The organism is Gardnerella sp. DNF00753, assembly GCF_049244275.1.
Taxonomy (GTDB): domain Bacteria; phylum Actinomycetota; class Actinomycetes; order Actinomycetales; family Bifidobacteriaceae; genus Bifidobacterium; species Bifidobacterium greenwoodii.
Genome location: NZ_CP058393.1, coordinates 16,677 through 42,897 on the forward strand (window position 1 = coordinate 16,677; position 26,221 = coordinate 42,897).

Annotated in this window: 20 protein-coding genes and 2 tRNA genes; 12 read left to right on the plus strand and 10 right to left on the minus strand. The window is 42.2% G+C overall.

From position 1 onward, the window contains the following. The first annotated feature begins 42 nt into the window (after nt 1-42). Complete coding sequence (locus HXT33_RS00075; RefSeq protein WP_421787037.1) at nt 43-1,515, plus strand: CCA tRNA nucleotidyltransferase; 1,473 nt, start codon at nt 43-45, stop codon at nt 1,513-1,515. A 1-nt stretch (nt 1,516) separates the two neighbouring features. Here HXT33_RS00075 and HXT33_RS00080 read toward each other — a convergent pair whose 3' ends face one another. The 4 genes from HXT33_RS00080 to HXT33_RS00095 form a co-directional block, all read right to left on the minus strand. Then, nucleotides 1,517-2,143: a LytR C-terminal domain-containing protein gene (locus tag HXT33_RS00080; protein WP_004136581.1), complete on the minus strand. Its 627-nt coding sequence runs from the start codon at nt 2,141-2,143 to the stop codon at nt 1,517-1,519. Nucleotides 2,144-2,312: 169 nt separating this feature from the next. After that, nucleotides 2,313-3,203: a 16S rRNA (adenine(1518)-N(6)/adenine(1519)-N(6))-dimethyltransferase RsmA gene (gene rsmA / locus HXT33_RS00085; RefSeq protein ID WP_047923030.1), complete on the minus strand. Its 891-nt coding sequence runs from the start codon at nt 3,201-3,203 to the stop codon at nt 2,313-2,315. A 66-nt stretch (nt 3,204-3,269) separates the two neighbouring features. Then, nucleotides 3,270-4,745: a G5 domain-containing protein gene (locus HXT33_RS00090; RefSeq protein ID WP_116794531.1), complete on the minus strand. Its 1,476-nt coding sequence runs from the start codon at nt 4,743-4,745 to the stop codon at nt 3,270-3,272. Nucleotides 4,746-5,185: 440 nt separating this feature from the next. Continuing rightward, nucleotides 5,186-5,262 (minus strand) — tRNA-Thr (locus tag HXT33_RS00095). Nucleotides 5,263-5,428: 166 nt separating this feature from the next. Between HXT33_RS00095 and HXT33_RS00100 the strand changes: the two genes are divergently transcribed. The 4 genes from HXT33_RS00100 (at nt 5,429) to HXT33_RS00115 (ending at nt 11,390) form a co-directional block, all read left to right on the plus strand. Next, the gene (locus HXT33_RS00100) at nt 5,429-7,084 is read left to right on the plus strand and encodes a serine/threonine-protein kinase (RefSeq protein ID WP_375169188.1); all 1,656 of its coding nucleotides are present in this window, start codon (nt 5,429-5,431) and stop codon (nt 7,082-7,084) included. A gap of 97 nt (nt 7,085-7,181) precedes the next feature. Further along, complete coding sequence (locus HXT33_RS00105) at nt 7,182-8,168, plus strand: DsbA family protein (protein ID WP_421787041.1); 987 nt, start codon at nt 7,182-7,184, stop codon at nt 8,166-8,168. 377 nt (nt 8,169-8,545) lie between these two features. Then, nucleotides 8,546-9,673 (plus strand): ABC transporter ATP-binding protein, encoded by a 1,128-nt coding sequence (locus tag HXT33_RS00110; protein WP_004136571.1) that lies wholly within the window; start codon nt 8,546-8,548, stop codon nt 9,671-9,673. A 301-nt stretch (nt 9,674-9,974) separates the two neighbouring features. Continuing rightward, nucleotides 9,975-11,390, plus strand: coding sequence for a DUF4032 domain-containing protein (locus HXT33_RS00115; RefSeq protein ID WP_032841644.1), 1,416 nt, complete (start codon nt 9,975-9,977; stop codon nt 11,388-11,390). 70 nt (nt 11,391-11,460) lie between these two features. Here HXT33_RS00115 and HXT33_RS00120 read toward each other — a convergent pair. Both HXT33_RS00120 and HXT33_RS00125 read right to left on the minus strand, forming a co-directional pair. Then, nucleotides 11,461-11,533 (minus strand) — tRNA-Lys (locus HXT33_RS00120). 72 nt (nt 11,534-11,605) lie between these two features. Continuing rightward, on the minus strand, nt 11,606-11,863 hold the full coding sequence (locus HXT33_RS00125; protein ID WP_004126433.1) for a glutaredoxin domain-containing protein: 258 nt from the start codon (nt 11,861-11,863) through the stop codon (nt 11,606-11,608). Nucleotides 11,864-12,070: 207 nt separating this feature from the next. On the opposite strand from HXT33_RS00125, the gene ftsY reads away from it, so the two are divergent. The 7 genes from ftsY (at nt 12,071) to HXT33_RS00160 (ending at nt 22,088) form a co-directional block, all read left to right on the plus strand. Next, nucleotides 12,071-13,177, plus strand: a complete 1,107-nt coding sequence (gene ftsY, locus HXT33_RS00130; RefSeq protein WP_421787043.1) for a signal recognition particle-docking protein FtsY — start codon at nt 12,071-12,073, stop codon at nt 13,175-13,177. A gap of 93 nt (nt 13,178-13,270) precedes the next feature. Next, nucleotides 13,271-15,052 (plus strand): ammonium transporter, encoded by a 1,782-nt coding sequence (locus tag HXT33_RS00135; protein ID WP_421787045.1) that lies wholly within the window; start codon nt 13,271-13,273, stop codon nt 15,050-15,052. Between the two features lie 277 nt (nt 15,053-15,329). After that, nucleotides 15,330-16,691: an MATE family efflux transporter gene (locus HXT33_RS00140; protein WP_004133944.1), complete on the plus strand. Its 1,362-nt coding sequence runs from the start codon at nt 15,330-15,332 to the stop codon at nt 16,689-16,691. A 79-nt stretch (nt 16,692-16,770) separates the two neighbouring features. After that, nucleotides 16,771-18,243 carry a replicative DNA helicase gene (dnaB, locus tag HXT33_RS00145; protein ID WP_004133945.1) on the plus strand — a complete coding sequence of 491 codons (1,473 nt, stop codon included), beginning with the start codon at nt 16,771-16,773 and terminating at the stop codon, nt 18,241-18,243. A gap of 6 nt (nt 18,244-18,249) precedes the next feature. After that, nucleotides 18,250-19,668, plus strand: coding sequence for a MurT ligase domain-containing protein (locus HXT33_RS00150; protein ID WP_421787048.1), 1,419 nt, complete (start codon nt 18,250-18,252; stop codon nt 19,666-19,668). A 5-nt stretch (nt 19,669-19,673) separates the two neighbouring features. Then, nucleotides 19,674-20,468 (plus strand): type 1 glutamine amidotransferase, encoded by a 795-nt coding sequence (locus HXT33_RS00155; RefSeq protein WP_004136553.1) that lies wholly within the window; start codon nt 19,674-19,676, stop codon nt 20,466-20,468. A 279-nt stretch (nt 20,469-20,747) separates the two neighbouring features. Further along, nucleotides 20,748-22,088: an ATP-binding protein gene (locus HXT33_RS00160; protein WP_421787050.1), complete on the plus strand. Its 1,341-nt coding sequence runs from the start codon at nt 20,748-20,750 to the stop codon at nt 22,086-22,088. A gap of 149 nt (nt 22,089-22,237) precedes the next feature. Here the strand turns inward: HXT33_RS00160 and upp are convergent, their stop codons facing one another. The 4 genes from upp to HXT33_RS00180 all read right to left on the minus strand — a co-directional run bounded on the left by upp (nt 22,238) and on the right by HXT33_RS00180 (nt 26,174). Further along, on the minus strand, nt 22,238-22,876 hold the full coding sequence (gene upp, locus HXT33_RS00165) for a uracil phosphoribosyltransferase (RefSeq protein WP_004136544.1): 639 nt from the start codon (nt 22,874-22,876) through the stop codon (nt 22,238-22,240). 302 nt (nt 22,877-23,178) lie between these two features. Then, entirely contained in the window at nt 23,179-23,832 is a 654-nt protein-coding gene (locus HXT33_RS00170) for a thymidine phosphorylase (RefSeq protein ID WP_421787623.1), read from the minus strand. A gap of 46 nt (nt 23,833-23,878) precedes the next feature. Beyond that, nucleotides 23,879-25,048: an NUDIX hydrolase gene (locus HXT33_RS00175; RefSeq protein WP_421787052.1), complete on the minus strand. Its 1,170-nt coding sequence runs from the start codon at nt 25,046-25,048 to the stop codon at nt 23,879-23,881. A 403-nt stretch (nt 25,049-25,451) separates the two neighbouring features. Beyond that, on the minus strand, nt 25,452-26,174 hold the full coding sequence (locus HXT33_RS00180) for an RloB family protein (RefSeq protein ID WP_004136539.1): 723 nt from the start codon (nt 26,172-26,174) through the stop codon (nt 25,452-25,454). Nucleotides 26,175-26,221 lie beyond the last annotated feature (47 nt).

Consider the following 26,221-nt stretch of genomic DNA (forward strand, 5'->3'; position numbering starts at 1 on the left):
ACACTCCACCTTACTCAATCCGCTGTGCATTGGGGTAACTGTATGCTGGAATATAGATTAATTTTTGCTGAAAGGGTGTCGGTAAGGGTGACTGAGAACTTCAAAGTTTGGCCTGAAGCTATAGAGTTGGGGCGACTTTTCGCTGAACACGATTATGAACTTGCATTAGTTGGTGGACCTGTGCGCGATATGTTGTTGCATCGCGTGTCGCATGATCTTGATTTCTGCACTTCTGCTCGTCCAGAAGAATTTGAACCTATTTTAAGGCGTTGGGGTCATGACGGTTTTTGGGATATGGGTCGTAAATTTGGCACTTTGGGTGCTGTTCGTCGACGCCCGGATGGGACGGAAGTAAAAGTTGAAATTACTACATACCGTTCAGACGCATACGATCCTGATTCTCGTAAACCCGAAGTGCAATATGGGGATACTCTTGAGGGTGATCTTTCTAGGAGAGATTTCACAGTTAATGCAATGGCTTTGCGTGTTCCAGATTTGGAATTTGTAGATCCGTTTGGTGGGGCTAGTGATTTAACTAAAGGAGTGTTGAGAACGCCTGTTGATCCTCGTCAATCTTTTGATGATGATCCTCTGCGAATGATGAGAGCAGTTCGTTTCGTTGCACAACTTGGGTTTACTATCGAAACTAATACTGCTGAAGCAATTGTAGATATGGTAGATCGCCTTGATATTGTTTCAGCTGAGCGTATTCGTGACGAAATTACCAAACTTCTTCTTTCGGACCGTCCGCGTAAAGGTTTGGAAGCTCTTGTTGAGTCTGGTATTGCAAAGCGAGTCTTGCCGGAAATTCCAGCTTTACAGCTTGAAATTGATGAGCATCATCGTCATAAAGACGTTTTTGAGCACACAATGATGGTTCTTGAGCGCGCTATTGCCTTAGAAACCGATGATGAAGGTCCTGTGCCATCTCCTGATTTAACTTTGAGATTAGCAGCCTTGTTGCACGATATAGGCAAGCCGCGTACTAGAAAGTTTGAAGATGGTGGCAAAGTTAGTTTTCACCATCATGATGTAGTTGGTGCAAAAATGACGCGTAAGCGTTTGAAAGAATTGCATTTTGACCATCATCTTATTGAAGATGTAAGCGAATTAGTAAATCTGCATCTGCGTTTTCACGGTTATGTTGATGAACCTTGGACTGATTCTGCAGTACGACGTTATGTTAAGGATTCTGGGCACTTATATGAGCGTTTGAATCGACTTACTAGAGCTGATGCAACTACGCAGAATCGTCGCAAATCTTTGATGTTTGAGCACGCAATGGACGAGATGGAACAGCGCGTTCGTGAATTGAAGAAGCAAGAAGATTTTAATGCTATTCGTCCAGATGTTGACGGAAATGAAATCATGAAACTGCTAGATTTACAGCCAGGGCCAATCGTTGGTGAAGCTTATAAACATATGCTTGATTACCGTCTTGATAACGGGCCTGTAGCTCACGATATAGCTGTTGCAGAATTACAGCGCTGGTACGAAGAAACGTATAAAAAGTAGATTATTTCACAGCTTTATGTGAATCTGCTTTAGGAAGTTCCTTCATATCTTTTGCTTTAACGCATCCAGGGACTTCTTGTATTGCGGCTCCTGCAGCTGGAACATCAACTTTCTGGCGAAGATTATTAAAAGTCGAGCCAAGAACAATATCTACGAGCTTATCTTGGCGATCGTCCATGCGCATAACAGCATCAGCAAAATTAGAATTTACTGTGTATGCTTCATTAATAGCGTTCTTGCCAAAATAAATAGTTGTTCTTTTAACATTACTTGTTTTGTTATTATTTACTTCTGTAAGATTAAAGCCTCGAGCATTTAATGCTTCTCCTACTGCTCTTGCCAATCCTCGGAACTTCGTACCGTTTAATACTCGAATTGACACAGCACGATTATCAACATAAGGAGTTTTAGAGCCTTCTTTGCCTTTGGTTGCACATGGTGCTGTTATGCCGAAATTAGGATTATCTTTTGGCGCAACTATTGAATTAATCCCGAAAACATGAAATTGTATTAACAGCGCAAATACAAACGTAACTGCCAAAGCTATGCTAACAGTAGTAATAACAGATCGCTTCTTTTGATACATGAAAGCCTTACGAGCAATACGTTCATCGTATTCTTGCGTCATGTTCACTTCCGATCTGTAAGTTTATTTTGTTTGCAGCCATTTTCTTAATCTGCAAAGCGTAATATAAATCGCATTTTACTGACTATGTATGACTGATTTTGACGCGTATAAGCGTTTATTAGCAAACTGTTATTTGGCGAAATTATTATTTTAAATTTCGAATAAAAAACTATTTTTGCTGCAACTCTAAAGTTTTACAAGCGCGATACAACGCAATAAAGTCGTCGCATGTAAGCGTTTCTCCGCGTCTTGTAGGATCTATATTAGCTTTTTCGTATGCTTCGTCACTAACTAAATGTTTAAGAGCTGCGTGTAAGGTCTTTCGTCTTTGCTGAAAAGCGGCGTCAATTAAAGTAAATACACCTTCGCGTTCGCTATTATTTCCTTTAGTTTTGCAATAGCGAGTGAAAGATACTAGTGCAGAATCAACATTTGGCGCTGGCCAAAAAACGTTACGCCCAATAAGGCCCGCGCGCTGAGATTGACCGTACCAAGCAAGTTTTACGCTAGGTGTTCCATACACTTTATTTCCTGGTTGAGCGCATAGTCGATCTGCTACTTCTTTTTGAACCATAACCAAAAAATGTTGTAAATTACTAAATTTTTCAAGTAAAGTAAGCACAATTGGTGTTGCAACATTATATGGAAGATTTGCAACAAGCGTGAACTTATCTGCCCTTGAAAGTTGCGGAACGTCGTCTGCTGTTACGGTCAAAGCATCTTTTAAGATAACGTTAAAACGTTTAGAAGCGTTTGGCATAAATTCTTCAACAGTGTTAGGAAGACGGCGTGCAAGAGGTGGGTCTATTTCCACAGCCGTAAGATTAGCTCCAGTCTGCAGTATTGCAAGAGTAAGAGAACCAAGTCCTGGGCCTACCTCCATAACGGTATCGCCAGATTTAACTTCAGCTGCCGCTACTATTTTTCGCACGGTACCAGGATCAATAACGAAATTTTGACCAAACTTTTTAGTAGGAGTAATACCTTCTTCTGCAGCAATACGTCGAATATCTGCTGCACCTAAAAGCTGGCCTTCAGTTTCAATGCTGATTTCTGTCAAATTTTACCGCCCAAATTTCGTAACAATTAATCTGTTGAAAAAGTGTGTTAAAACACGCCGTTGTTTTTAGTACCAACCAACTTCGTGCGAGTGCCTTACAGCACCACTAGGATCTTTGTATCTTCCCTTTATGTAGCTAATTCCCCAGCTAATCTGCACTGCAGCATCTTCATGCCAATTAGCTCCTGCGCTGCTCATTTTATTTCCAGGAAGAGCTTGAGGAATGCCATACGCGTGTGAGCTTGGATTTTCTGCATTCCAGCGCCATCCAGATTCCCTATTCCAAAGCCAAACAAGGTCTTCCCACTGTTTTCCAGTCCAGCCCATTTGTGCAGCAGCTCCTTGCGCAAAAAGCTTTGCCTGCTCTGGTGTAGCGTGAACAAGGCTATTTGGGTTTGACTCAGGAGCAGGAGCTGGAGGATTTGATTCCGGAGCAGCAGGTTGCGTTTGTGATTGAGCTTGTTGATTCTCCTGCGATTGCGCTGAAGCCTCTTGTGTAGACTTTTGTGCGTCGTTCCCCTGTTTTACTTGTGATTGCTCCTGGCCTTGTTTTGAAGGCTGCGGGTTTTGTGAATTTGTATTCTTAGTTTTAGATGCTTGAGATTTAGATTTTGGTTCCTGCTTTGGCTCCGACTTTGGCGCAGGTTTTGCAGCAGGCTTTGGCTTGTTGGCAGGCTTCGGCTGAATTGGAGCTGCTTTTCCAACAGCAATAACCTGATTAATAGCAGGCTTTAATACATTTTGCGAAACGAGAGTAGAGCTTTCAGCTTTGCCGTCAACATAAGTTACGTTATATACGTCTTCTCGCTCGCCATTAACGCCAGCTTGTTGCACAACGCGAGAATTTGCTGGAAGCTTAGGGTCGATTACGGTTTGTGTAGCAAAAGGCAATGAAACTGTTCTAGTTTCTTTACCATGCGTGACTCTGGAAATACGCAAAACAGTATTACCTTCGTCATCTTCAACGCTAACTCGATCTTCTTTTCCTAATACAATTCCTTGCGCGTCAAGAATAGCGCTTGCAGGTAAGCTTCCGTCCGGAGCAATCCGAGATTTTCCATCCGCAATAACAGTTATTGGGCCTTTTTTATTAATTGCTAACCCGCAGGTGAGTTTATCGTAAATATTTTGCAAATTTACGGTAATTCGTTTAGCGTTTTTAGCGTTTGCTTTAAAGAATCCAATAAGCTGATCAACGCTGGTTGCAACTGTCCAAAATGGTATAGTAACGCCGTCTACAGTAATAGAAGTCTGATACGCGCTTCGCACGGTAACGGTAGCATGATTTGAAAGAATATCGCCGGAAGAAGATATAACCTGATCGTGCGTTTTTACAGGCACATGTTGTTCTTGTAGTAGGCGAGCAGAAGTTGTGGCATAAGTGTTGACAATGGTTGCTTTGCCATTTACAACTAAAGCTACTGCTTTCTGAGATGTAAATGCAAAAATGCTTATTGCGGCAATAGACAGAGACAAGACGCATGCAATAATACGAGAGCGCCGCATTATAATCAGGCGTCGAGGTGTCCATCGACGTGCCATGTAATCACTCCATTCACTGTAAGACCAACTTTTATTATACCTTCTATTCTGCATTGGGTTTTAAAAATGCATAACAAATAAAATGGGGGCGGGAGAGAAGGGGATATTCCCGCCCCCTATGAGGTGGAGCTGGTTGGGGGACGCTCCACTCTCACCCCGGAAACCCTGAGTTGGGGGAAGGTTTCCGAGTTCTTACTCGCGAAAAGTTTTGTTATAAATATTATGCAACCGAAGGAATAATGGTGTTTCTTATATCATACGATATGTTTTTGCACTAATTGTGAAAAATACGCCAGTCCCTTTTGGTAGTTACTTAAACTATTGCCGTTATTATAAATGAAACGAAAGATAATATCGGGGCTACTAATATTTATAAGTAACCTTGCAGAAATATAGCGAATTAAAATCAACTAAAAAATAAATAAAATACGCAAATAATATGGAGCCTCCTGCCGGGATCGAACCGGCGACCTGCCGCTTACAAGGCGGCCGCTCTGGCCATCTGAGCTAAGGAGGCGAATGTTTTGCCATGCAAACTATTAAGCAATGCTAAGCAGAACATTGATTAGTGTACCATATGCCACGTCATTACAAAATTACGGCGATGTTGAATGTAGGAACGGCGTGTTTTTTATTGTTCATATTTGCGCATTTGGCAATATAAGGCATTAACATAATGCAGTATGGAAGATATGAGCATGTTCGATTTGCAGCCAGGGAATAATGTAGGTGGATACACGCTTATTTCTAGGCTTGGCGGCGGTGCAATGGGCTCGGTTTGGCGTGTTGAAGACGATGGCGGCAATCAATATGCTATGAAAATATTACGAGCTTGCATAAATGCTAATCAAAGCGAAAAAGAATATGCTGAGCAGGAGCGAGAACGTTTACGTTTAAAGCGTGAAGCTTTAGCGTTGCAGAGGATTCATCATCCTGGAGTGTGTTCAATAGTAGATATGGAACTTGACGCTTCAGTAGCATTTATAGTTACGGAGTTGATCGAGGGTAAAAATCTTCGAGAAGACGTTGCAGAGAATGGTCCATATGTTGCTGACGATTTGGAAAGATTAACGCATAAGCTTATTGAAGCTGTTAGAGCGGTGCATGAAGCTGGGATTATACATCGCGATATTAAGCCGACGAATGTTATGATTTCCGCTCATGGACCTGTTCTTGTAGATTTTGGTATTGCTATGGGTGAAGGTGAAAGTCATGTTACGCGTACTGGGTTAGTAATGGGAACTCCGGGATTTATTGCTCCAGAAATTATTGAGGGCAAAGATTCCGATGAGTCTACTGACTGGTGGTCGCTTGTGGCAGTGTTGGCATTTGCTGCAACTGGTAAACCTGTTTTTGGCACAAAGCCTTTGATGGCTGTTTTGGAGCGTGCAGCTTCTGGTAATGCGAATTTAAGTGGTCTACCTGCAAAAACTATGGAAGCCTTTAGGAAAGCCCTTGATCCTAATCGCGAAAAACGCTGCTCCCCTGCTGTTCTTGAGCGAGCAATTAGTGAAGATTCAATAAATCCTTTAGCGTGGCCAGATAACCACCCTTTTGATCGAGACGCTACACGCGGAACTATGCGCGAAATGTGGCGTGAAACAACTTGTGAAACAATTAGCGAAACAGCTGGTGAAGAAGAAACTGTTGCGTCAACTATTCAAAGTGGCTCGACTACAGTTATGGAACAATCTTCTAACGAAATAAATAATAATAAAACTTATGAAGACTGTGACGAAGAGCATTATGTGGAGCATGATGAATCTTCTGACGAAGAAGCTGATGATGCCGCAGATAAGCCTTATGAAGATTTAGAAACTAGCAAGTATGGTTATTTAACTCGCGGATCTTGGATTTTATTGCTATTTGTGTCTATTTGTGCAGTTATCTGTTGTTTGAATTTCTTATCTGCGGTTGTATTAAATATATTTATTATGTGGGCTAGCTCAACAGCTGGATACAATATTTCCGCGCGATTGCGTAGAAAAGAGCTTAATAATGGCGTTTCTCCTCGCGGGGATACTTTTATGAGAGTTGCAGCTCTTCCGTGGCATATTATTCGTGGGCTTGCGTATACATTGCCAAGAATTGTGATTATTTTGATTTGTGCTGTTATTGGTGCTTGTGTGTATCCACTACTGTTTAGCAGCTCTACAGAATTTATGGCTTTTAATATTTTGTCAATTCGTATTATTTTTCCAACTTATTTGCCGACTATTCTTTCGTATACTTCTGCTGGATATGCCATAGGTTTCGTTATTGCGTGGATTATTCTTGCCATTTTTAAGGGTACTGACATGTTTCGCATAGGTCTTGGTTCATTTTTACGTTTCCGTTGATGGCATCTATTAGACTATAGTGAAGTTGTTGTTTTATTTACAAACATGCGCTAGGACTAAGGCTTAGTTTGCAAAATAAAGGGTTTGAAGGATAGAAATGCCTAAAATTCAGATACAGGACAATCAGCAGGGGAATTCATCTTCTACTCGTCTGGAAAAAAACATTGAGAAGCGTGAGCGTGCACTGCGTGAAGCTCGTGAGCGTCGTCAGCAAACAATTATTGGAATTGTTGTAGTGCTGATTGTTATGGCTATGGTAGCTGCAGTTGGCATTACAGCTTATCAAGCTTTTTACCAGTCGCCTCAAGCCAATATTGAAAGAACGCAAATTGAGCGTTCTGAAAAAGCTAAAAATCAACTAAAGAAACTTGGTGCTAAATATAAGCCGGAAGTTGCCAATTCTAAAGGCGGAATTCTTATAAGCAAGCTTGGCTACAACAAGCCTGTTGCTAAAGCTCCAACGGTTGCAACTTATTTTGATCCTTTATGCCCTGGATGCGGAAACTTTAATCGTGAAGCAGACAGAGTGTTGGCTGCAATGGTTCGTGCAGGCCAAATTAATTTGGAAATACACCCAATGTCATTCTTGGATAGGATTTCTACTGATAAATATTCAACTCGTGTATCTGGCGCTATTGCCTATATTGCTAATAATGACAGCAATCCAGAGCATTTGCTGCAATTTATTAACAACATTTTTGCAAAAAACTTCCAGCCAGAAGAAGGCGACGACTATAAGCCGGTAAGTAACGAAAAGTTGATTGAACAAGCTAAGAACGCTGGAGTAGACGATTCTGTTGCCAGCAAGGCTTTTGATCGCAGATACTTAGAGTGGCAGAATTTGATTAACAAATACACTCCTGATTTCAAAGAGCTGTTGAATGTTTCTGGATCTAACAAAGGTTCTATGACAACGCCAACTGTAACAATCAATGGAAAGTTGCTCGATATTAATGCTGCTAGCAACAAGAATATGCACACTCTTGAGGCTTTGCTGCATTGCATTGGTTTGAATAAGAACCAAATTGGAGTTGAAGGTCAAATGCCTAAAGTTTCAAGCACTGACTCTCCTATAGACCTATAGTTACATAAAATATTTAACTAAAACGGGCGTTATGCTTATGCTTAACGTCCGTTTTCTTTTTTGATATTTCTTTTTAATATAAACAAATGATTACATAATTTCGTATTTTTTATTGCGAAAACTAACTATTGTTTAGATATTTAGTAATAACTTTCTACGCACTCGACACGCCGAAGCTTTGGAAAATACTGATTTTTTACTGTTTTTCTAAGATAAACATGGTATATTAAGGCTTGGCTCAACGAAGAGAAACCTTCAATGGACCAGGTAAGTAAACTGTGGACGATTGATACCCGCCGATGTAGGAATTGGGGTCATGAGTGCACACCCTTCACTACGGATCGTTCGGCACGTACCTGCCGATGAAAGGACATATCATGGCAGAAGTTGTATTTGATCATGTGACTCGTATATACCCGGGCAACGATAAGCCTTCGGTTGACGATTTGTGCATGACTATTAGAGATGGCGAGTTCCTCGTACTTGTTGGTCCATCTGGTTGCGGTAAGTCTACTACTTTGCGTATGTTGGCAGGCCTTGAAGAGGTTAACAAAGGACGTATCCTCATTGGCGGTCAAGATGTTACTACAATGCAGCCAAAGGATCGCGATATTGCAATGGTCTTCCAGAACTACGCGTTGTATCCACATATGACAGTTGCAGACAACATGGGCTTTGCTTTGAAGATTGCTGGTGTTCCTAAGGAAGAAATCCGCAAGCGTGTTGAAAAAGCAGCTGAAGTTTTGGATTTGACAGAGTATTTGGATCGTAAGCCAAAGGCTTTGTCTGGTGGTCAGCGTCAGCGCGTTGCTATGGGCCGCGCAATTGTGCGTGAACCAAAAGTCTTCCTTATGGATGAGCCTCTTTCGAACCTCGATGCTAAGCTCCGCGTGCAGACTCGTACGCAGATTGCTGCTTTGCAGCGTCAGCTTGGTGTTACTACTCTGTACGTGACCCACGATCAGACTGAGGCTTTGACAATGGGTGATCGTATTGCCGTTATTAAGCTTGGCGTTTTGCAGCAGGTTGGTGCTCCAACCGAGCTTTATGATCGCCCAGCAAACGTGTTCGTTGCAGGCTTCATTGGTTCTCCATCTATGAACATTAACCAGCATCCAGTGGTTAATGGACGTGCTCAGATTGGTGAGGATTCTATTGTTCTTCCAAGCGAAGCTGTTGATAAGCTCACTGTAGAAGATTGCGGACAGATTATTGTTGGCTTCCGTCCAGAAGATGCAAGCTTGGCAACTTTCGATGATCCAAATGCGTTCTCCTTGAAGGTTATGAACGTAGAAGATCTCGGTTCTGATGGTTACATCTACGGCAATATCATAACTGATGGTTCTCCTGAAGAAGCATCTACTATGATGTCTGATCAGAACAAGCTTACGACAATCCGCGTGAATCCACGTGCTTTGCCGAAGGTTGGCGATACTGTCAAGATTAAGATTGATCCATCTAAGATGCATCTGTTTGCACCTTCTACTGAGCTGCGTTTGAACTAAAAGCGTAGGTTTGCTTTACAAAAGCAAAATGAGCAAACTTTTGGTATAAGGGTATGGCGGGGTTCGCAATGAAAGCGAACCCCGTTTTTGCCAGCAAAATCGGTAAAAATCGGTAAAACTGTTAGAAAAATAAAAGCAAAAGCAGAATTTAAAACAAAATAAAAGCAAGCGAAAGTTTGTACATTGCTAAACATGCTTTATTATGTATAGTTGTTATCAATAATTAGCCAGTGGTTGATTTGCGATGAATATTTATTGCAGATTGTATTGTTGGCACGAGCTTGATTGGTAAATGGAAACTATGGAATGGAATGACGCTCCTCAATTGGACCCGCGTGCTGTGCAGGCAACTTCTGTATCTGCACAGGACGAGAGTGCGTTGTCTCAGGAGCCTACTGCGCTTAAGATTACTGCAGCTAGTTCAAATCCTAAGATGTTTACGTTGCCGTGGGAGCTGCCACTTTCTCAATGGCCGGCTGATTTGTTTGTAAACCTTCCTCGTGGTATTTCTCGGCATATTGTGCGTTTTGTTCATGTTGGCGATGAAGTTTATGCCATGAAGGAAATCACTCGTCAAGTTGCAGAACGAGAATACGAACTTTTGCGTAGATTGCGCAAGCTTGAGTTGCCAACTGTAACGCCTATAGCAGTTGTTGCAGGACGCAGAGACGCTAATGGTGAAATGCTTGAAGCAATACTTGTGACTAAGCATTTGAAATTCTCTCTGCCGTATCGTGCTTTATTTGCCCGCACATTGCGACCAGACACGGCTGAACGACTTATTGATGCTTTGGCTGTACTGATGGTGCGTCTGCATCTTTCTGGCTTCTATTGGGGTGATGTTTCACTTTCTAACGTACTATTTTTGCGAGATGCTGATGCGTTTTCCGCATTCCTAGTTGACGCAGAAACTGGTGATTTGCACGGAAGTTTAACAGAAGGCCAGAGAGAATACGATATTGATTTAGCTAGAACCAATATTATTGGCGAGCTTATGGATTTGAGTTCCGGTCAGCTTTTGCCTACGGAAGTAGATGAAATTAGCATAGGCAATCGTTTGGTGGATCGCTATCATTCACTTTGGAGCACGCTTACAGACGTCGATAAGTTCAGTCCTGATGAGATGTGGCGAATTGAGCGCCGCGTTAATCGTCTTAATGAATTGGGATTTGACGTTGACGAGTTAGAAATGAAAACTTCCGAGGATGGTCGCAGAGTGCTTGTTCGTCCTCGAGTTGTGGATGCTGGTTATGCTTCGCGCAAGTTGCTACGTTTGACAGGCTTGGACGTGCAAGAAAATCAGGCTCGAAGGCTGTTAAACGATTTGGATGCATACCGCACTTCTACATGGCGTCAAGGTGAAGAGCTTGAAATCGTCGCGACTGATTGGATGCGTGAAATTTTCGAGCCAACAGTTCGTATGATTCCTCCTGAGTTTCGTTCGCAAATTGAACCAGCGCAGTTCTTCCATGAGGTTTTGGATCATCGTTGGTTTATGGCAGAAAAAGTTGGTCACGACGTTGCTATGCAAGATGCTGTGACAAGCTATATTAAAAATGTGCTTCCTCAGTACAAAATGGACAAACGCGTGCTTGCTGCAATTAACGCGGATGCTGATTCTGGAGTAGTAGATGATGAATCTACTTACTCGCAAGCAAATAATTCTGGCGCTAATATTGACGAAGATGATCAAGACGCAAGCGTTTGGGCAAGTTGATTTTTTAATATAATTACTGTTCTATTAAGTAGCGCATTAAAGCATAAGTCTAAATTTGGGTATAAAAAAGTGCCCCCTGTGGGACTCGAACCCACAACCCAAGACTTAAAAGGACTCTGCTCTGCCAATTGAGCTAAAGGGGCAACAAACGCCAAGTATACTACATTCAATAGACGAAGTGAAACCAATATACTGTTGTGCGTGTTATGAACAAATTATTGCAGTATTCCTAATGTTTCCAGTTTTGACTTAATTTGTGTAGCGGATGGTTCAACCATAAAAGTATTGTCAGCAAAAGTAACTACCGGAATATGCTTTTGACCACTAATCTCTACGGCTTTTTCTGCAGCGCCTTCTTCAGTTTCTATATCGTGCCAAATGAAATCTACGCCGTACTTGTTAAGTGCAGCTTTTGCTCTTATGCAATCGCCGCACCAATTAGCACCGTATACTTCTATAGATTTATCTGCCATAAAATCTCCTTAAAACTACTAATTATTTCTAATCAGCACTAATTATTATTAGAACATTTAGATTGCTTATTTTTTCGCAATATATTGCTTTTAACAGTGTAATGGAATCTATTGTGTTGTGGTAGTTAGATTTTAAAGTGTGACGAAGATGAGAAAAAATAGTGAAATCTATTGCTAGTGTCCCTTGATTTTCATAGGCTTAATTTCATGAACATGGTTTTAGATATGAATATGGTGATCTGGTTTGTGGCGGCGACCATAGTTATTGCTGTGTTGCTAGTGGCTGTTGCAGTAATCTTGCGAATTTGCAGCCATAGTCGAGGCCCTGAAATTCCAGCAAGTGTTGATGATTCAGTTGAAGTAGGCAAGAACGAATCTAAGATTCCAGAATCAACAACTTCTCGTTTACAGCGCCTTCGAAAACGTTTATCTAATAGCGCAAATCCATTCGGTCTCACACTTTTCAATATCATAAGCAAAGACCATCTGTCTAAGGAAGACTGGGAAGATGTAGAAGATACTTTATTGATGGCTGATGTTGGCGCAAAAGCTAGTGAGGAATTAGTTGATTCTTTACGCCAAGATGCTCGTATTTCTGGAACTTCTAGTGCAGAAGATGTGCGTGAGGCTTTGCGTGCAAAACTTTTGGAACTGGTTGGTGAAAATACTGATCGTCGTTTGAATGAAAATAAGCCTGATGCGCATCATCCAGGCGTTATTATGATGGTTGGCGTAAACGGAACTGGAAAAACAACAACTGCAGGCAAGCTAGCAAGACTATTTGTTGCTCAAAAGCAATCTGTAATGATGGCTGCTGCAGATACATTCAGAGCAGCAGCAGCGGATCAGCTTGAAACCTGGGCATCTGAAGTAAATGTGTCAGTTGTTCGCGCAGATAAAGATGGTGCTGATCCTGCGTCCGTAGCTTTTACAGCCGCACAAAAAGCTAAAGAAAATAAAACTGATGTTCTTATTATTGATACTGCTGGACGTTTACAAAATAAAGCGAATTTAATGGATGAGCTTGGGAAAATTCGTAGAGTAGTAGAAAAAACTATGCCTGTAGATGAAGTACTGCTTGTGCTGGATGCTACTACTGGGCAAAATGGAATGGCTCAAGCAAAAATATTTGCTGAAGCGATTGGCATTACTGGAGTTGTGCTTACAAAGCTTGATGGTTCTGCTAAAGGTGGAATTGTTGTTGCAGTTCAAAAAGAACTTGGTGTTCCTGTAAAACTTGTTGGATTAGGAGAAGGGCCGGATGATTTAATCCAATTTGATCCGCAAAGTTTTGTTGAAGGTTTGTTGGCATAAGATATATTTGAATTTCCGACTACAATAGGTAGAAAGTGATGTATCAGCTGCAATGGTTATTCCTTGCACTGTTTGAAATAATTGAGGTGAAAAATGACCACAATGGATCCGCAGTGGGCGTTGTTGGCCGGCGCATTGGTGTTTATTATCACGCCGGGTATTGCCCTATTTTATGGCGGCCGCGAACGCGCTACTTCTATGGTAAATATGATGATGTTATCCGCTGGCGCTATCGCTGTTACAACGCTTGTATGGACTTTGTGGGGATGGTCACTGGCTTTTGCTGGTAAAGATATGGCTGGCGGAGTTGTTGGCGACCCATTTAGCGGTTTACTATTCCGCGATTCTATGGTTGCAGACCATGGTGTATTTACATCTATGGATGCTAATTCCGGATTAGCTGGAGGAATCCCTGCCGCATTCCGCTTAGCTTGCGCAGTTGTTGCAGTTGCTTTAATTACAGGAGCGTTGGCTGGGCGTGTGCGCTACGCTATTTGGCTTATTTTCGTGGCTGTTTGGGTTACTTTAGTATTTGCTCCTCTTGCGCATATGGTTTGTGGCGGCGGATTGCTGTCTCCTAATGGAGCTATTTCGCAAGCTTTGGGCATTCAAGTGCATGATTTTGCGGGCGGATCTTTACTTCATATTGCTGCTGCAGTTTCAGCTTTTGCAATTGTTATGATTATTGGCGGCCACGCTCACTTCCCATTGAAGCGTTTGGTATTGCATATTAAAAATGTTGCTCATGCTGGAACAGGCGCCAGCTCGGCATCTGCTAAAACTAATTCTCGCAATGCAAAGAGTCGTTTATCTCGAGCATTGTGGGCTGATGTTGCAAAGGCTCAGGATAATTCTTCTACCGAATCTGTTGTTTCTTCAGTAGCTACTGTAGCTGAAGTTGCTGAAACTTCTTCTCAGTCATCTGTTGAAAACGGTTCTGTTCGTCATCCGCATAATGTTCCATTTGTTATGCTTGGAATTTTCTTGATTTGGTTCGGATGGCTTGGCTTAATGATTGGCTCTTCCGCTGGAGTTCCAGGTGTTGCTGGTTATGCTTGGGTAAGTTCTACAATAACCGCATCTGCATCAATGCTGGCTTGGGGTGTGACTGAACGTTTGCGTTCTGGATGCTTCTCGGCATTGGGTGCTGCGTCCGGCGTTATGGCAGGTTTGTCTGCTAGTGCAGCTGCTGCAGACGTTATTGCGCCACTGTGGGCTTTGGTTTTGGGCGTGCTTTCCGGAGTTATTACTTCACTTGTAACTCATTCTCGCACTTTCGCACGTTATGACGGAGCTTTGCATGTTGTAAGTGTAAATGGTGTTGCAGCTCTTATTGGTGTAATTTCCGTTGGACTTTTTGCAGATGGTTCTGGTTTGCTTTCTGTTGGAGATTGGCATCAGCTTGTTGCGCAACTTTGCTTAATCGGAATTACAGTGCTTTACTCTGGCGCTGTAACAGCTATTGTTGCTTTTGCTCTTGAAAAGCTTTTTGGCTGGCGTATTTCTGAAGCTAAGGAACGTAAGGGCGTTGACTTAGCCGATCAAGGCGAGCGCGCTTATGATTTCTCTGCCATTGCTCAAAGCCATGAAGGTGCTGTTGTTGCAGTGTCTGACGATGAGTCAAGTAAAACTCAGATGGCCGTTCTTACTTCGGTTGATATTGCAGTTGATGACAATTCTCTGGAGTCTGAATCGGCTAGTGCAGATAAGCAAGCAGATTTGCAAGACGGTAAGGAATCAGATTCTGAAACTAATGACGAATCTAAAAAGAGTCAATCCGAAGATAATTTAGACGAAAAAACATTAGAAGAAGAACACGAATCTAATAAAAACAATAAAAAATCTAGTAAATCTCGCGAAAATAACGATAAGTAAAGCGGGAAAAATAGGTTCCGTAAGACACGCACGAATTATTAAATGTGGATAAAAAGATAAGTTATCCACATTTAAGGCGTGTCTAAGTGGACATCTCACAAAATTATCCACATGCTGGGGATAACCATGTGGATATCTTGCGAATAACTTTGCGGAATCATATTTTTATTTGCGCTTTACACATATTTGTGTTAGCTCACTCGCGAATATTTTTATGTGGTATTTGCACAATATTGCATTTGCTGCGATTTACTAGATAGCAGTGAAATGAAGCATTATGACGAATCAAGAGTTGGATAATCAGAATAAAAAAGAGGTACTTCGCAATATTTGGATACTTGCCGTACCAACTTTTGGACAGCTTATATCTGAACCTGCGTTCGTACTTATTGACACTGCTATTATTGGCCATATTGGCAAAAACGCGTTGGCTGGACTTTCTATTGGTTCAACTGTACTTCTTACCATTGCAGGTCTTTGCTTATTTTTGGCATACAACACAACTTCTCAAGTTGCTCGTCTTTTAGGCGCGGGAAAACGTCGAGAAGGTTTTAGCGTTGGAATGGACGGCTTGTGGCTTGCATTGTTTCTTGGTGTAATTCTTACAGCATTGCTTATTTTTGCCGCCGAGCCGCTATGTTACGCAATAGGTGCTCGCGGATCTACTTTGCAAAATGCTATTGTGTACACTCAAATGGTTATGCCAGGACTTCCAGCAATACTTCTTGTGTATGCTGCAAACGGCATATTTCGTGGGCTTAGAAAAGTCCGTATAACATTATTTGCTGCTGTTAGTGGAGCTGTGCTTAATACTATTCTCGATGTGATTGCAGTTTTTGGGTTAAACATGGGAATTGCTGGCTCTGGAATTGCAACAATGATTGCTCAATGGTATATGGGGCTTGTGCTTAGTATTCCAGCTGTTATTTGGGCTATGCAAAGTGGAGCACGTCTTAAACCTCATTTTCAACATATTTTGCATTCTGCAGGAACTGGCATGCCGCTATTCGTGCGAACACTTGCATTGCGCGTGTGCATGGTTGCTACGGTTGTTGCTGCAACTCGTCTTGGTACAAATACGCTTGCTGCGTATCAGGTTGCTAATTCTTGCTGGAATTTTGTTATGAATATTCTCGATGCTATTGGTATTGCGGCACAAACTATTGTTGCCTCAGTGCTAGGAGCAGGCCTACGTAAGCGTGCTGGAATTATTGCACGCATTTGTGCCCAAGTTGGTGCTGTAAGCAGCTTAGGAGTCGGTTTATTCATGATTTTGGTGGGGTGGAGTTGTTCGCCACTGTTTAGCCCGCATGCAGATATTCAGCTTTTAATTTCTGTAGGCATGACAATTCTGGGCTTGTTCTTGCCTCTTGCCGGATGGATGTGGGCGCTAGATGGAGTATTGATAGGCGCTGGTGACCATTCTTACTTAGCAAAATCATGCTCAGCGATGGCAGTTGTATATTTAGGCGTACTTATTTGTACAAGCTGTTTTGACGTTGCGCTTAACGCGAACGATGTAATAAGAACAATCACATTGTGGATTGTGCTAAATTCAGTGTATATTGGCGGTCGTGCGCTGGGAAATAGTTTGCGTATTAGAAACGATTTGTGGATGAATGCTGCACTAAAACTGTAAATATTATTTGTAATATTACTTGTGCAAATATTTTGAATTTTTTGTTCTTAAATACGTGCGCGCGTTTATACTCGTTTTTATGGCAGATAATGATATGTGGCAGTCTACTAATGGCAATGCTGGCCGAGCAGGAAGCAATCGTGGTGGCAATGCTGGCGCACCGATATATGGTTCTGGAGCTCCTCGTAACGCTGAAGGAACAAGCGGTACCACACTGTTTGATCGCGTTCCTCCGCACGATGTTGATGCCGAAATGGCAGTGCTTGGCGGAATGCTTATGAGCAAAGATGCTATTGGTGAAGTATCGCAAGTGCTAGAAACAGCAGATTTTTATCAGCCTCAGCATCAAACTATTTACGATGCTATTCTTACGCTTTTTGCAGGATCTCAGCCTGTTGATGTTGTGCTTGTAGCTAACGAATTAATGAAGGATGGGAATCTCGATAAAGTTGGCGGAGCTGATTATTTGCACAGCCTAGTAGCTTCTGTACCAACGGCCGCAAACGCAATGTACTACGCAGATATTGTGCATCAAAATGCTGTTCTTCGTAACGTTATTACTGCTGGAACAAAAATTGCGCAAATGGGCTATTCTGCATCCGGAGCTCAGGCAGAAGATATTGTAAATCTTGCACAATCAGAAGTGTATGAGATGAGCGCCGGCAAAGTGCGTCAAGATTACGTTGCTATTGGTCCAGTTTTGCAAAATACTCTTGATCAGCTCGATAAAATGCAAAATCACGAACTTGAGCAGGGAGTGCCAACAGGATTTCGTGACATTGACGAAGTTACTCAAGGTTTGCAGCCTGGTCAGATGATTGTTGTTGCAGGCCGTCCAGCAATGGGTAAGTCAACGCTCGGCATTGATTTTGCGCGCTCTGCGGCACTACACCACAATATGACGTCTATTGTGTTCTCTCTAGAAATGAGCAAAGTGGAATTAGCACAACGTATTATTGCTGCAGAAACTAATATTCCACTCGCTGCCATGCGAAGAGCAGAAGATATTACTCCAGATCGTTGGAATACTCTTAATAATTTCTGGACAAAAATGCAGGATGCTCCGCTTTTTATTGATGACAGTCCAAATATGAGCTTGATGGAAATTCGCGCAAAATGCCGCAGGCTCAAGCAGACGAATGATTTGAAACTGGTAGTTATTGATTACCTTCAGCTTATGAGTTCCGGCAAGCGCGTAGAAAGCCGACAGCAGGAAGTTTCGGAATTCTCGCGTGCGCTGAAGCTTCTCGCCAAAGAGCTTGAAGTGCCGGTTGTGGCATTGAGTCAGCTTAACCGAGGGCCGGAAATGCGAAACGATAAAAAGCCACAGCTTTCGGATTTGCGTGAATCTGGTTCTATTGAGCAGGATGCTGACGTTGTGTTCCTTGTGCATCGCCCTGATTTTTACAATAAGGAAGATCGCCCAGGCGAAGCTGATATTATTATGGCAAAGCATCGTAATGGTCCTACAGACACGTTTAATCTTGCCTTCTTGGGTGCAACTTCTAAGTTTATGGATATGCCGCAAGATTACCAACAGGCGGGAGTGTGATTTAGTATGTCAAGCGGCGACCATGAATCGCGTAAAGAGTTTCACAAAAATTTGCACAAGCATTGGTACAGTTTTGCCATGCCTGCTGTCGGTAAACTTGTTTGCGCGCTTTCTAGGCTGCTTCACCATGGTGGAAGCGCGTTACCGGGTAAAGTTATTGAGAGCCTCGATTCAGGCTTTTTAGCGCGTACTCTTTCCTCATTGCCATATGGGATAGTGCTCGTTTCTGGAACTAATGGTAAAACTACTACAACGCGCATGGTAACTTCTATGCTGCGCGACGCGGGATTTAAAGTATTTACTAATCCAACAGGCTCAAACTTTACTAGAGGAGTAGTTGCAGCTCTTGCAAAAACAATGCCGGCTTTTGGTACAAAGCTAGACGCGGATATTGCAGTTTTAGAGCTTGACGAAGCGTACGCAGTACATTTTGTGAATCAAATCAAGCCAAGCTACTCTTTATTGCTAAACGTTATGCGAGATCAGCTCGACCGATTCGGCGAAATTGATACAACTGCAAAACTATTAAGCAACGTAGCTGCTGCAACCGAAGGAACAGTAGTGCTAAATCGCGAAGATCCACGTATTCGTGCGCTCGCAAGCTTTGTTCCTTCCGGTGCTCGCGTGAAATATTTTGGTTTAGATGACGCTGTAAAAAGCATGTTCCCAACTGATGATGATTTGCACAATAGTACTGAAAAAAGAGAAAATTGCGAAGATACTGCAGAAAGCAATGCTAACAATCTTCCTAAAGCAGACGTTGTTCTTTCAAAAGTTGGAGACCACGAGGCTGAGTTTATACTTGATGGCAAGCGTAAAACCACATCTGTAAAACTTGACGGTGCTTACAATATTTTCAACGCTGCTGCTGCAGCAACAGTAGTTCGCACTATCTTGGCGGACGCTGCAAAACAAAATTCTGCGCTGCAAAAATTCGATGACGATGCGCTTATGGAAGCGATTTCGCACGTAACTCCTGCTTTTGGTAGAGGCGAAGTAATTGAAGTTAATGGCGCTCCTGTTGAACTTGTTTTAGTGAAGAATCCTATTGGTTTTAGGCTTGCGATTGCTTCGGATCATCCGCAAAATCACGATACCATGATTGCAATTTGCGACGAATACGCTGACGGTAGAGACATGAGCTGGCTGTGGGACGTTGATTTTGCAAGCTTTAGAAGCGCGGGAGTTGCGTGCGTTTCTGGCACTCGAGCGTGGGATATGGCTTTGCGTCTGCAATATGATAAGGTCTCATCTCGCAATGTGAATACGGATTTGGAAGAAGACGTTAAATCTTTCGTAAACGGCGATTTTAGTGGCAATGCTAAAACCGCTAAGCGTATATATTGCACGTATACTGCCATGCTTCGCGTGCGCGCGGCTTTAGCACAACTTGCGGAAGTTAAAGACGTTGGAGTTGGAAAGTAATAGTCATGAATGGTTCCAGTGATATTAGTAAAGCAAATGCTACTTGTGAAGAAAATCGCGTGCTAGATATTGTGTCGCTATATCCAAAAGACATGAATATTTACGGCGACTACGGCAATGTGCTTACGATTATGCGCCGAGCGGAATTGTACGGTTACAAGCCAGTGCTTCACGAGTACAACGTTGGTGATTTATGGCCAGAGCGCGTGGATATGATTCTTGGCGGCGGCGGTCAAGATCATGGTCAAAGTAGAGTTACTGAAGATTTATTTGCGCGCGCAGACGCGATTCGTGAGCTTGCAGAAAATGGCGTTCCAATGCTTATGATTTGCGGACTTTACCAGCTTTTTGGAGAGTATTTTGAAACCGTTGAGGGTCAAAAGCTTAAAGGAATTGGAATACTTGGCGAGCATACAGTTGGTCAAGATGTGCGCATGATTGGAAATTTAGTAGAGCATAGTGCAGATTTTGGCGATATTGTGGGCTACGAGAACCATTCTGGACGCACAAGCTTGCAAGATGGCACGCTGCCACTTGGCTCGGTCGATAGTGAAAATTGCGGTAATAATGGCAAAGATCACACGGAAGGAGCGCGCAAATACAATGTTATTGGAACGTATATGCACGGCTCAGTTTTGCCGAAAAATCCGCGTCTGGCTGACTTTTTAATTCTTACGGCTGCACAAAATCGTTACGGTGAATTTGCGCCAAAGCAGACTGATTCTCAACGCGCGGAGCTTGCGAAACTAGACGAATTGGCAGACCGCGCTCGCGAGGTAGCCATAACTCGTCCGCGGTAAATGAGCATAGGTGTATACAGGATTTAGTAGAAGTTTGATTGATTATTTTATTTTATTTTATGCTGAGTGTTACTCAATGCGTAGAATTATGTGATAAAAAACACTAAAATATGTATAATTATGTGATTAAATGCACCAAAACATATATAATAATGTGATATACGATAAAAGATAACGCAAAATATAACAGAACAGCAATGAAACTAAGCGTAGAAACAGCCAAGCGTTAATACGGCTGCAATATCTAATAGCGTAACGCAAGATGAAAGGTGAGTAATCATGAAAAGGCTGATTATGAGCAAACTTTTAGCATGGAAGAACTCGCCGTACCGTAAACCGTTGATATTAAAAGGCGTGCGTCAAGTTGGTAAAACTTGGATACTAAAAGAATTTGGTAAGCTTTACTACAAAAATATTGCTTATTTTAACTTCGACGAAAACAAAGAATATAAGCAATTCTTTGAAACCACTAAAAATGTGGAGCGAATTTTACAAAACCTAATGCTTGCAAGTGGTCAAAAAATCGAACCAGAAAACACGCTTATTATATTTGACGAGGTTCAGGACTGTCCAGAAGTAATAAACTCGATGAAATATTTTTGTGAAAACGCTCCGCAATATCATGTTGCCTGCGCTGGATCATTGCTTGGAATAACGCTTGCCAAACCATCTTCATTCCCAGTTGGAAAAGTTAATTTTATGCAAATAAACCCAATGACTTTCACAGAGTTTTTACTTGCTAATGGAGATGAAAATCTAGCGAAGTTTATTGAACAAATCGATAAAATAGAGCCGATTCCAGACGCATTTTTTAATCCTCTATACGAGAAATTAAAAATGTATTATGTTACAGGAGGCATGCCTGAGTCAGTTTTAATGTGGGCTAAAGCGCGAGATGTGAACGCAATGCAAGATACATTGTTTGAGATTATAACAGCTTATGAACGAGATTTTGCGAAACATCCTAATGTTAGTGAGTTTCCTAAAATATCAATGATTTGGAATTCTATTCCGTCTCAACTTGCGCGTGAAAACAAAAAATTCTTGTATAAAGTTGTTAAAAATGGTGCGCGAGCAAGAGAATATGAAGATGCTTTGCAATGGCTAGTATCGGCACAATTGGTGTATAAAATTTATAGAAGTACTGCACCGAGTTTACCTATTGCTGCTTATGATGATGTATCTGCTTTTAAGATTTATTTGGCAGATGTTGGTTTGTTAAGGCGATTAGCGCAACTCGCTCCGACAGCGTTTTCGGAAGGCAATAGGCTGTTTACTGAGTTTAAGGGTGCTTTAACAGAAAATTATGTTTTGCAAGCGCTACTTACTCAATTTGAAGTGATGCCTAGATACTGGTCTCAAACAAATCCGCCGTATGAAGTGGACTTTCTTATTCAACGAGAAAATGATATTTTCCCTGTTGAGGTTAAATCTGAAGCAAATATTAATAGTAGAAGTTTGAAAAAGTTTAAAGAATTATTCCCTAATCAAACGAAATTACGTATACGATTCTCGCTGAATAATCTAAAACTAGATGATGATATGTTGAATATTCCGTTATTTATGGCTGATTATACGGATAAGCTTATAGAACTTGCGCTGAAAGAAAACAACCTGTAATAACGTGTGAGTTACCTTTTAACCTGACAACAAACAGGTTTTTATTGATTGATAAACACAAAAGCCTGCTGAAGATTGCAAAGTGTTGCAAATCAGCAGGCTTTTTGTAGTTTTTGATTCTAGTTTTCGTTTGATTTAGCTGGTGGCTATTAGTCAATCAAGCCGTACAAGCGATCGCCAGCGTCTCCAAGGCCTGGAACAATATAAGCTTTGTCGTTCAAATGCTCATCTACAGCGCAAACAACAACCTTAAAGTCAATAGAAGGATCAAGCTCCTTCTCCAAGCGCTCTAAGCCTTCTGGGGCTGCCAAAATGTTAATAGCAGTAACATCCTTAGCGCCGCGCTCAGCCAAATAGTGCGTAGCGGCAATAAGAGTGCCACCAGTGGCAAGCATTGGGTCAAGAAGGAAGCACTGACGACCAGTTAAATCTTCTGGCAAACGGTTGGCATAAGTCACAATATCGAGCGTCTGCTCGTCGCGCTTCATGCCAAGGAATCCAACCTCAGCGGTTGGAAGAAGGCGAGTCATGCCATCGAGCATGCCAAGGCCAGCGCGCAAAACCGGCACAACCATTGGGCGTGGACGGTTCAAATGCTTGCCAGTCATCTTGCAAATAGGAGTTTCAATCTCGCGATCGCTAACTTCCAAATTGCGTGTTGCTTCGTATGCTTCGAGGGTTACCAATTCGGAAACTAACTCGCGGAAAATGTTAGAAGGTGTATTCTTATCTCGCAAAACGGTGAGCTTATGGTCCACCAGCGGATGATGTAAAACATGAAGATCCATACCTTCTAGATTAGTGCAAGCGCGGCATGTTAAGCTATCGGCGTGCCGTTATTTTTGCGCGAAATATAAACAAATGTGAGTAAAAATATATTTTATTTAAACTTATCTAACAAAATTAAGATCGAAAATCTAAAATCTAAAATTCAGAACAGAAACGATACTGACTTGCGAAAGCGCCTGTCGGCGCAAACGCCGCTCGCAGCGGCAAAAAATGGAGCCCGGGGCTTAAGCACAAGCCAGCATCATTTTGAGTATACCTTGTTTTCTGTTTTCACGCGCCGCATAATCTAATCGAAAATAATTTATTCCAACTTTCCTGCTCGCCACAATTTCGCTCCGTGAGCAAAAGATAATGAAAGTACGTGCATATTTGCGGATATGTGCAAAACCTTTGCAATTTTCTGCGCGTGTATTGTATTTGCCTGCTCTTCTAACTTTTTTGCGTAAACTTGCATTCCGTGCGCAATAATCGAAGTAAAAGCTGAAGCGCGGTAAAGCGCTACGGCAAAATCGCCTGTAAAAGCGCCGGAAAGAATAGAATCTGCAAGTCGCGCAATATCTTCTCCGGTAGGAGCTTCGTCAATTCCTGTAATAGCTGATGCGCTCGTTGCCTCAGGCTCTCCAAGACTCCAATACTCGGCGTAAGCTTCACGCTGCTTTTGTAGCGACGTACGCAATAAATACAGTCGCCACAACATTCCCGGAAGAGACTCAGCCTCCGCGTGACTCCACAAATCTGCAATAACCTCAATGCCTTCATTTTCAACCAAATTCAGCACGCGCTCGACGATTTCCGGCGACTGCGTTTTATGAACGCGGTTAAGTAGGACGGCGGCGGAAGTGTGGCTAATTTCGTTTACAACCTGCGGATCCGTGCCACCTTCAATCTGAGCGAGCATTGCAGGATCCATTTGTGCAGGTCGGCTTGGGCGGGCGGCTCCTGTAGGGCTTGGCATAAAAGCAGATCTGCTTGAATGAATAGAACTCGATTGCGAATTTAAACTAGTAGACACTTGGAAGAACCTTTTCAATATCAATAATGCGAGCGCCCTTAGGGGTACTAATTATGTGCAAAACTATTGCGCTTCCCGTAGGCATGTATGGAGATTTTTGGCTGAGTATGCGTTTGTGTGCTCGAGGCTTTGTTATTTCGCGCAAATAATCGAAGAAAGTGCCAATCACTGGGCGGTGCAGGCACATGACTGTTGCTTTGTTGGTAGCGATTGCGTTGCTAGCTGCGCTTGAGTTTCGCGCGTTACTCTCAAGATTTTGTATTTCGTTTATCAGCACAGATAACGTAGATTTTGGCTGATTTTCGTGATGATCTTCAGTAAGTTCCGCAATCTTTTCTATAGGAAGTGAAGAATCGTGCGCAAAAGCCGCAACCGTTTCTAAGCAACGCTTCCAAGGTGACGACATGATTTTATTCGGCGCGTAACAGGCAAGTTCGCGGCCTAAAGCGTATGAAGCGGCAGCACCCAGAGGTGTGATTGGTCGAGTCGCTTCACTTCCTTGCCAAGTTTTTCGAGACTCAGCTTTACCATGACGCACCAGAAGCAACGTGCTATATTCTCCTTGACCTGCGTGGAGCTTCTCTAAGAAAGCATCCAGCACTTCGCGGTCGCTATCGTGAGTAAGCTTTTTGCGCGCTTGAGAAGGAGTGAGCCATAAAACATTGCCAATTTCAGTAGGCTTAGCTGGCTTAATTGGTCCGAAAGCAGGAAGACGTTTCGCTGCAGTTGGCTTGTCGATTAAGCGCATCATCCAGTAGTGGATTCTCTTTATTACTTCCGGCTGAGAATTGCGTGATGTGTTACCGCTTTTAGAAGTTTGCTTTTTACCTTCGCGCTCAAGCGGATACTCTATTTTGGCAATGTGCGGGCCAAGTGTGACTGAATATCCTGTTTCTTCTCCAACTTCGCGCACGGCTGTGTGGCGATGCGATTCCTTCGGCTCATTCTTTCCTTTTGGCCAGCTCCAATCGTCATATTTAGGACGGTAAACAAGGCAAAGCTCGAAGTCGTTGTCGCTAGGCTTAATTGCGTTGCTAGGCTTTATTGCATTGCCGCCTATTTTTGCCTCTTCGTCTTCGTTTGAGCTGTTTGTACTATTGCGCTTGCGATAGATTATTCCGCCAGCTGCTTCAACGTATTGCGTCGTTACTGCACTCATATTCACTATTTTAGCGTTTTTCTTTCGCGAATTTTAGTTGTGCTTTATGTTTTATATATTTAATGCTTTATATTTTGTACACAGTCATGACTGATATAAAAGTGTTGTGACTGTCATTTTTCTCGTTCGTAACAGTGATTTTCGTATATATATATGACTGTCATTTTTTCAATTTTGACAGTCATCTACTATATTTTGACAGTGATTTTTTGCATTTTGACCGAGATGTGTCGACTTATGACTGTCATTTTGACTCCCGTGACTGTGATACTCCCATTTATGACTGTGATATCTCACCAATATCGCGCTATCATATCACCTACAATCTCTTTATAATTTCAGTCGCCCCGCATTCATTGCTGTTAATAGCAGCAATGAATGCGCATACAGTTACATTATTAATTCACAATTTTTCTGACAAATCTATTCCTGAAGCATGTTTGCATTCATTCAATATTGTTTCTACTATTTCTGGCACATCTGTCCAAGGAGCATAATTTGACTTTTGAGTTACTGAAGGGTGATTTCTACGCTTTTTCTTCTGAGCTTGTCCCATATGCAACTTTGCATTCTTAAATGCATTTTTGTAGTTACCTTCTATTTTTCCCAATGCAATATGCTTGTATTTACTACCATTTGTGTTACACAATAAACCAAGCTGCTTTGCTGCTTTTTGGCAATCTCGAGTAGCCGTACAAGAAAGTGGGCAGCTTTTTAGATGGTCAATAATCCATACTTCAAAACATGGGTTGGAAATTATTAATTTTATTTTTCCATCAGTTGAATTCGCCTTCGACTGTGCCTGCCGAATTTTTTCTCCAAAATCATCTACATCTGTTACAACCCATACTAAAGAAAATGGGTCATATCCTTCTTTCTTTGACGACTTGCAGTCTTGCCTTTCAAGCTCAACCGCATGCTCCGTTAGAGTTAGAGGGTCTACTCCATCTTTTTTTAATAAAAGTGATTCATTAACATCCCATGATAAAGCACAAAATTTGCTTGCTTTTGACTTTACATATTCAAAATATTCAGCCTCTGTAACGATTCCTCCACAAACAATAAGGAATCTCTTATTACGCTTACTCCGTATCTTTGAACGACCATGCGCTGGGACGCGTACCATAAGTCACTCCTCACAACGTCTTATGTTTTATACTTGCCGATTTTGTT

What these genes read in the sequence shown, in the direction of transcription:
- ftsY (WP_421787043.1), top strand. Translation starts at nt 12,071, where the DNA reads ATGAACATGGTTTTAGATATGAATATGGTGATCTGGTTTGTGGCGGCG.
- HXT33_RS00100 (WP_375169188.1), top strand. Translation starts at nt 5,429, where the DNA reads ATGGAAGATATGAGCATGTTCGATTTGCAGCCAGGGAATAATGTAGGT.
- HXT33_RS00150 (WP_421787048.1), top strand. Translation starts at nt 18,250, where the DNA reads ATGTCAAGCGGCGACCATGAATCGCGTAAAGAGTTTCACAAAAATTTG.
- HXT33_RS00075 (WP_421787037.1), top strand. Translation starts at nt 43, where the DNA reads ATGCTGGAATATAGATTAATTTTTGCTGAAAGGGTGTCGGTAAGGGTG.
- HXT33_RS00135 (WP_421787045.1), top strand. Translation starts at nt 13,271, where the DNA reads ATGACCACAATGGATCCGCAGTGGGCGTTGTTGGCCGGCGCATTGGTG.
- HXT33_RS00175 (WP_421787052.1), bottom strand. Translation starts at nt 25,048, where the DNA reads ATGAGTGCAGTAACGACGCAATACGTTGAAGCAGCTGGCGGAATAATC.
- HXT33_RS00110 (WP_004136571.1), top strand. Translation starts at nt 8,546, where the DNA reads ATGGCAGAAGTTGTATTTGATCATGTGACTCGTATATACCCGGGCAAC.
- HXT33_RS00155 (WP_004136553.1), top strand. Translation starts at nt 19,674, where the DNA reads ATGAATGGTTCCAGTGATATTAGTAAAGCAAATGCTACTTGTGAAGAA.
- dnaB (WP_004133945.1), top strand. Translation starts at nt 16,771, where the DNA reads ATGGCAGATAATGATATGTGGCAGTCTACTAATGGCAATGCTGGCCGA.
- HXT33_RS00090 (WP_116794531.1), bottom strand. Translation starts at nt 4,745, where the DNA reads ATGGCACGTCGATGGACACCTCGACGCCTGATTATAATGCGGCGCTCT.
- upp (WP_004136544.1), bottom strand. Translation starts at nt 22,876, where the DNA reads ATGGATCTTCATGTTTTACATCATCCGCTGGTGGACCATAAGCTCACC.
- HXT33_RS00140 (WP_004133944.1), top strand. Translation starts at nt 15,330, where the DNA reads ATGACGAATCAAGAGTTGGATAATCAGAATAAAAAAGAGGTACTTCGC.
- HXT33_RS00125 (WP_004126433.1), bottom strand. Translation starts at nt 11,863, where the DNA reads ATGGCAGATAAATCTATAGAAGTATACGGTGCTAATTGGTGCGGCGAT.
- HXT33_RS00170 (WP_421787623.1), bottom strand. Translation starts at nt 23,832, where the DNA reads ATGCCAAGCCCTACAGGAGCCGCCCGCCCAAGCCGACCTGCACAAATG.
- HXT33_RS00160 (WP_421787050.1), top strand. Translation starts at nt 20,748, where the DNA reads ATGAAAAGGCTGATTATGAGCAAACTTTTAGCATGGAAGAACTCGCCG.
- HXT33_RS00105 (WP_421787041.1), top strand. Translation starts at nt 7,182, where the DNA reads ATGCCTAAAATTCAGATACAGGACAATCAGCAGGGGAATTCATCTTCT.
- HXT33_RS00180 (WP_004136539.1), bottom strand. Translation starts at nt 26,174, where the DNA reads ATGGTACGCGTCCCAGCGCATGGTCGTTCAAAGATACGGAGTAAGCGT.
- HXT33_RS00115 (WP_032841644.1), top strand. Translation starts at nt 9,975, where the DNA reads ATGGAATGGAATGACGCTCCTCAATTGGACCCGCGTGCTGTGCAGGCA.
- HXT33_RS00080 (WP_004136581.1), bottom strand. Translation starts at nt 2,143, where the DNA reads ATGACGCAAGAATACGATGAACGTATTGCTCGTAAGGCTTTCATGTAT.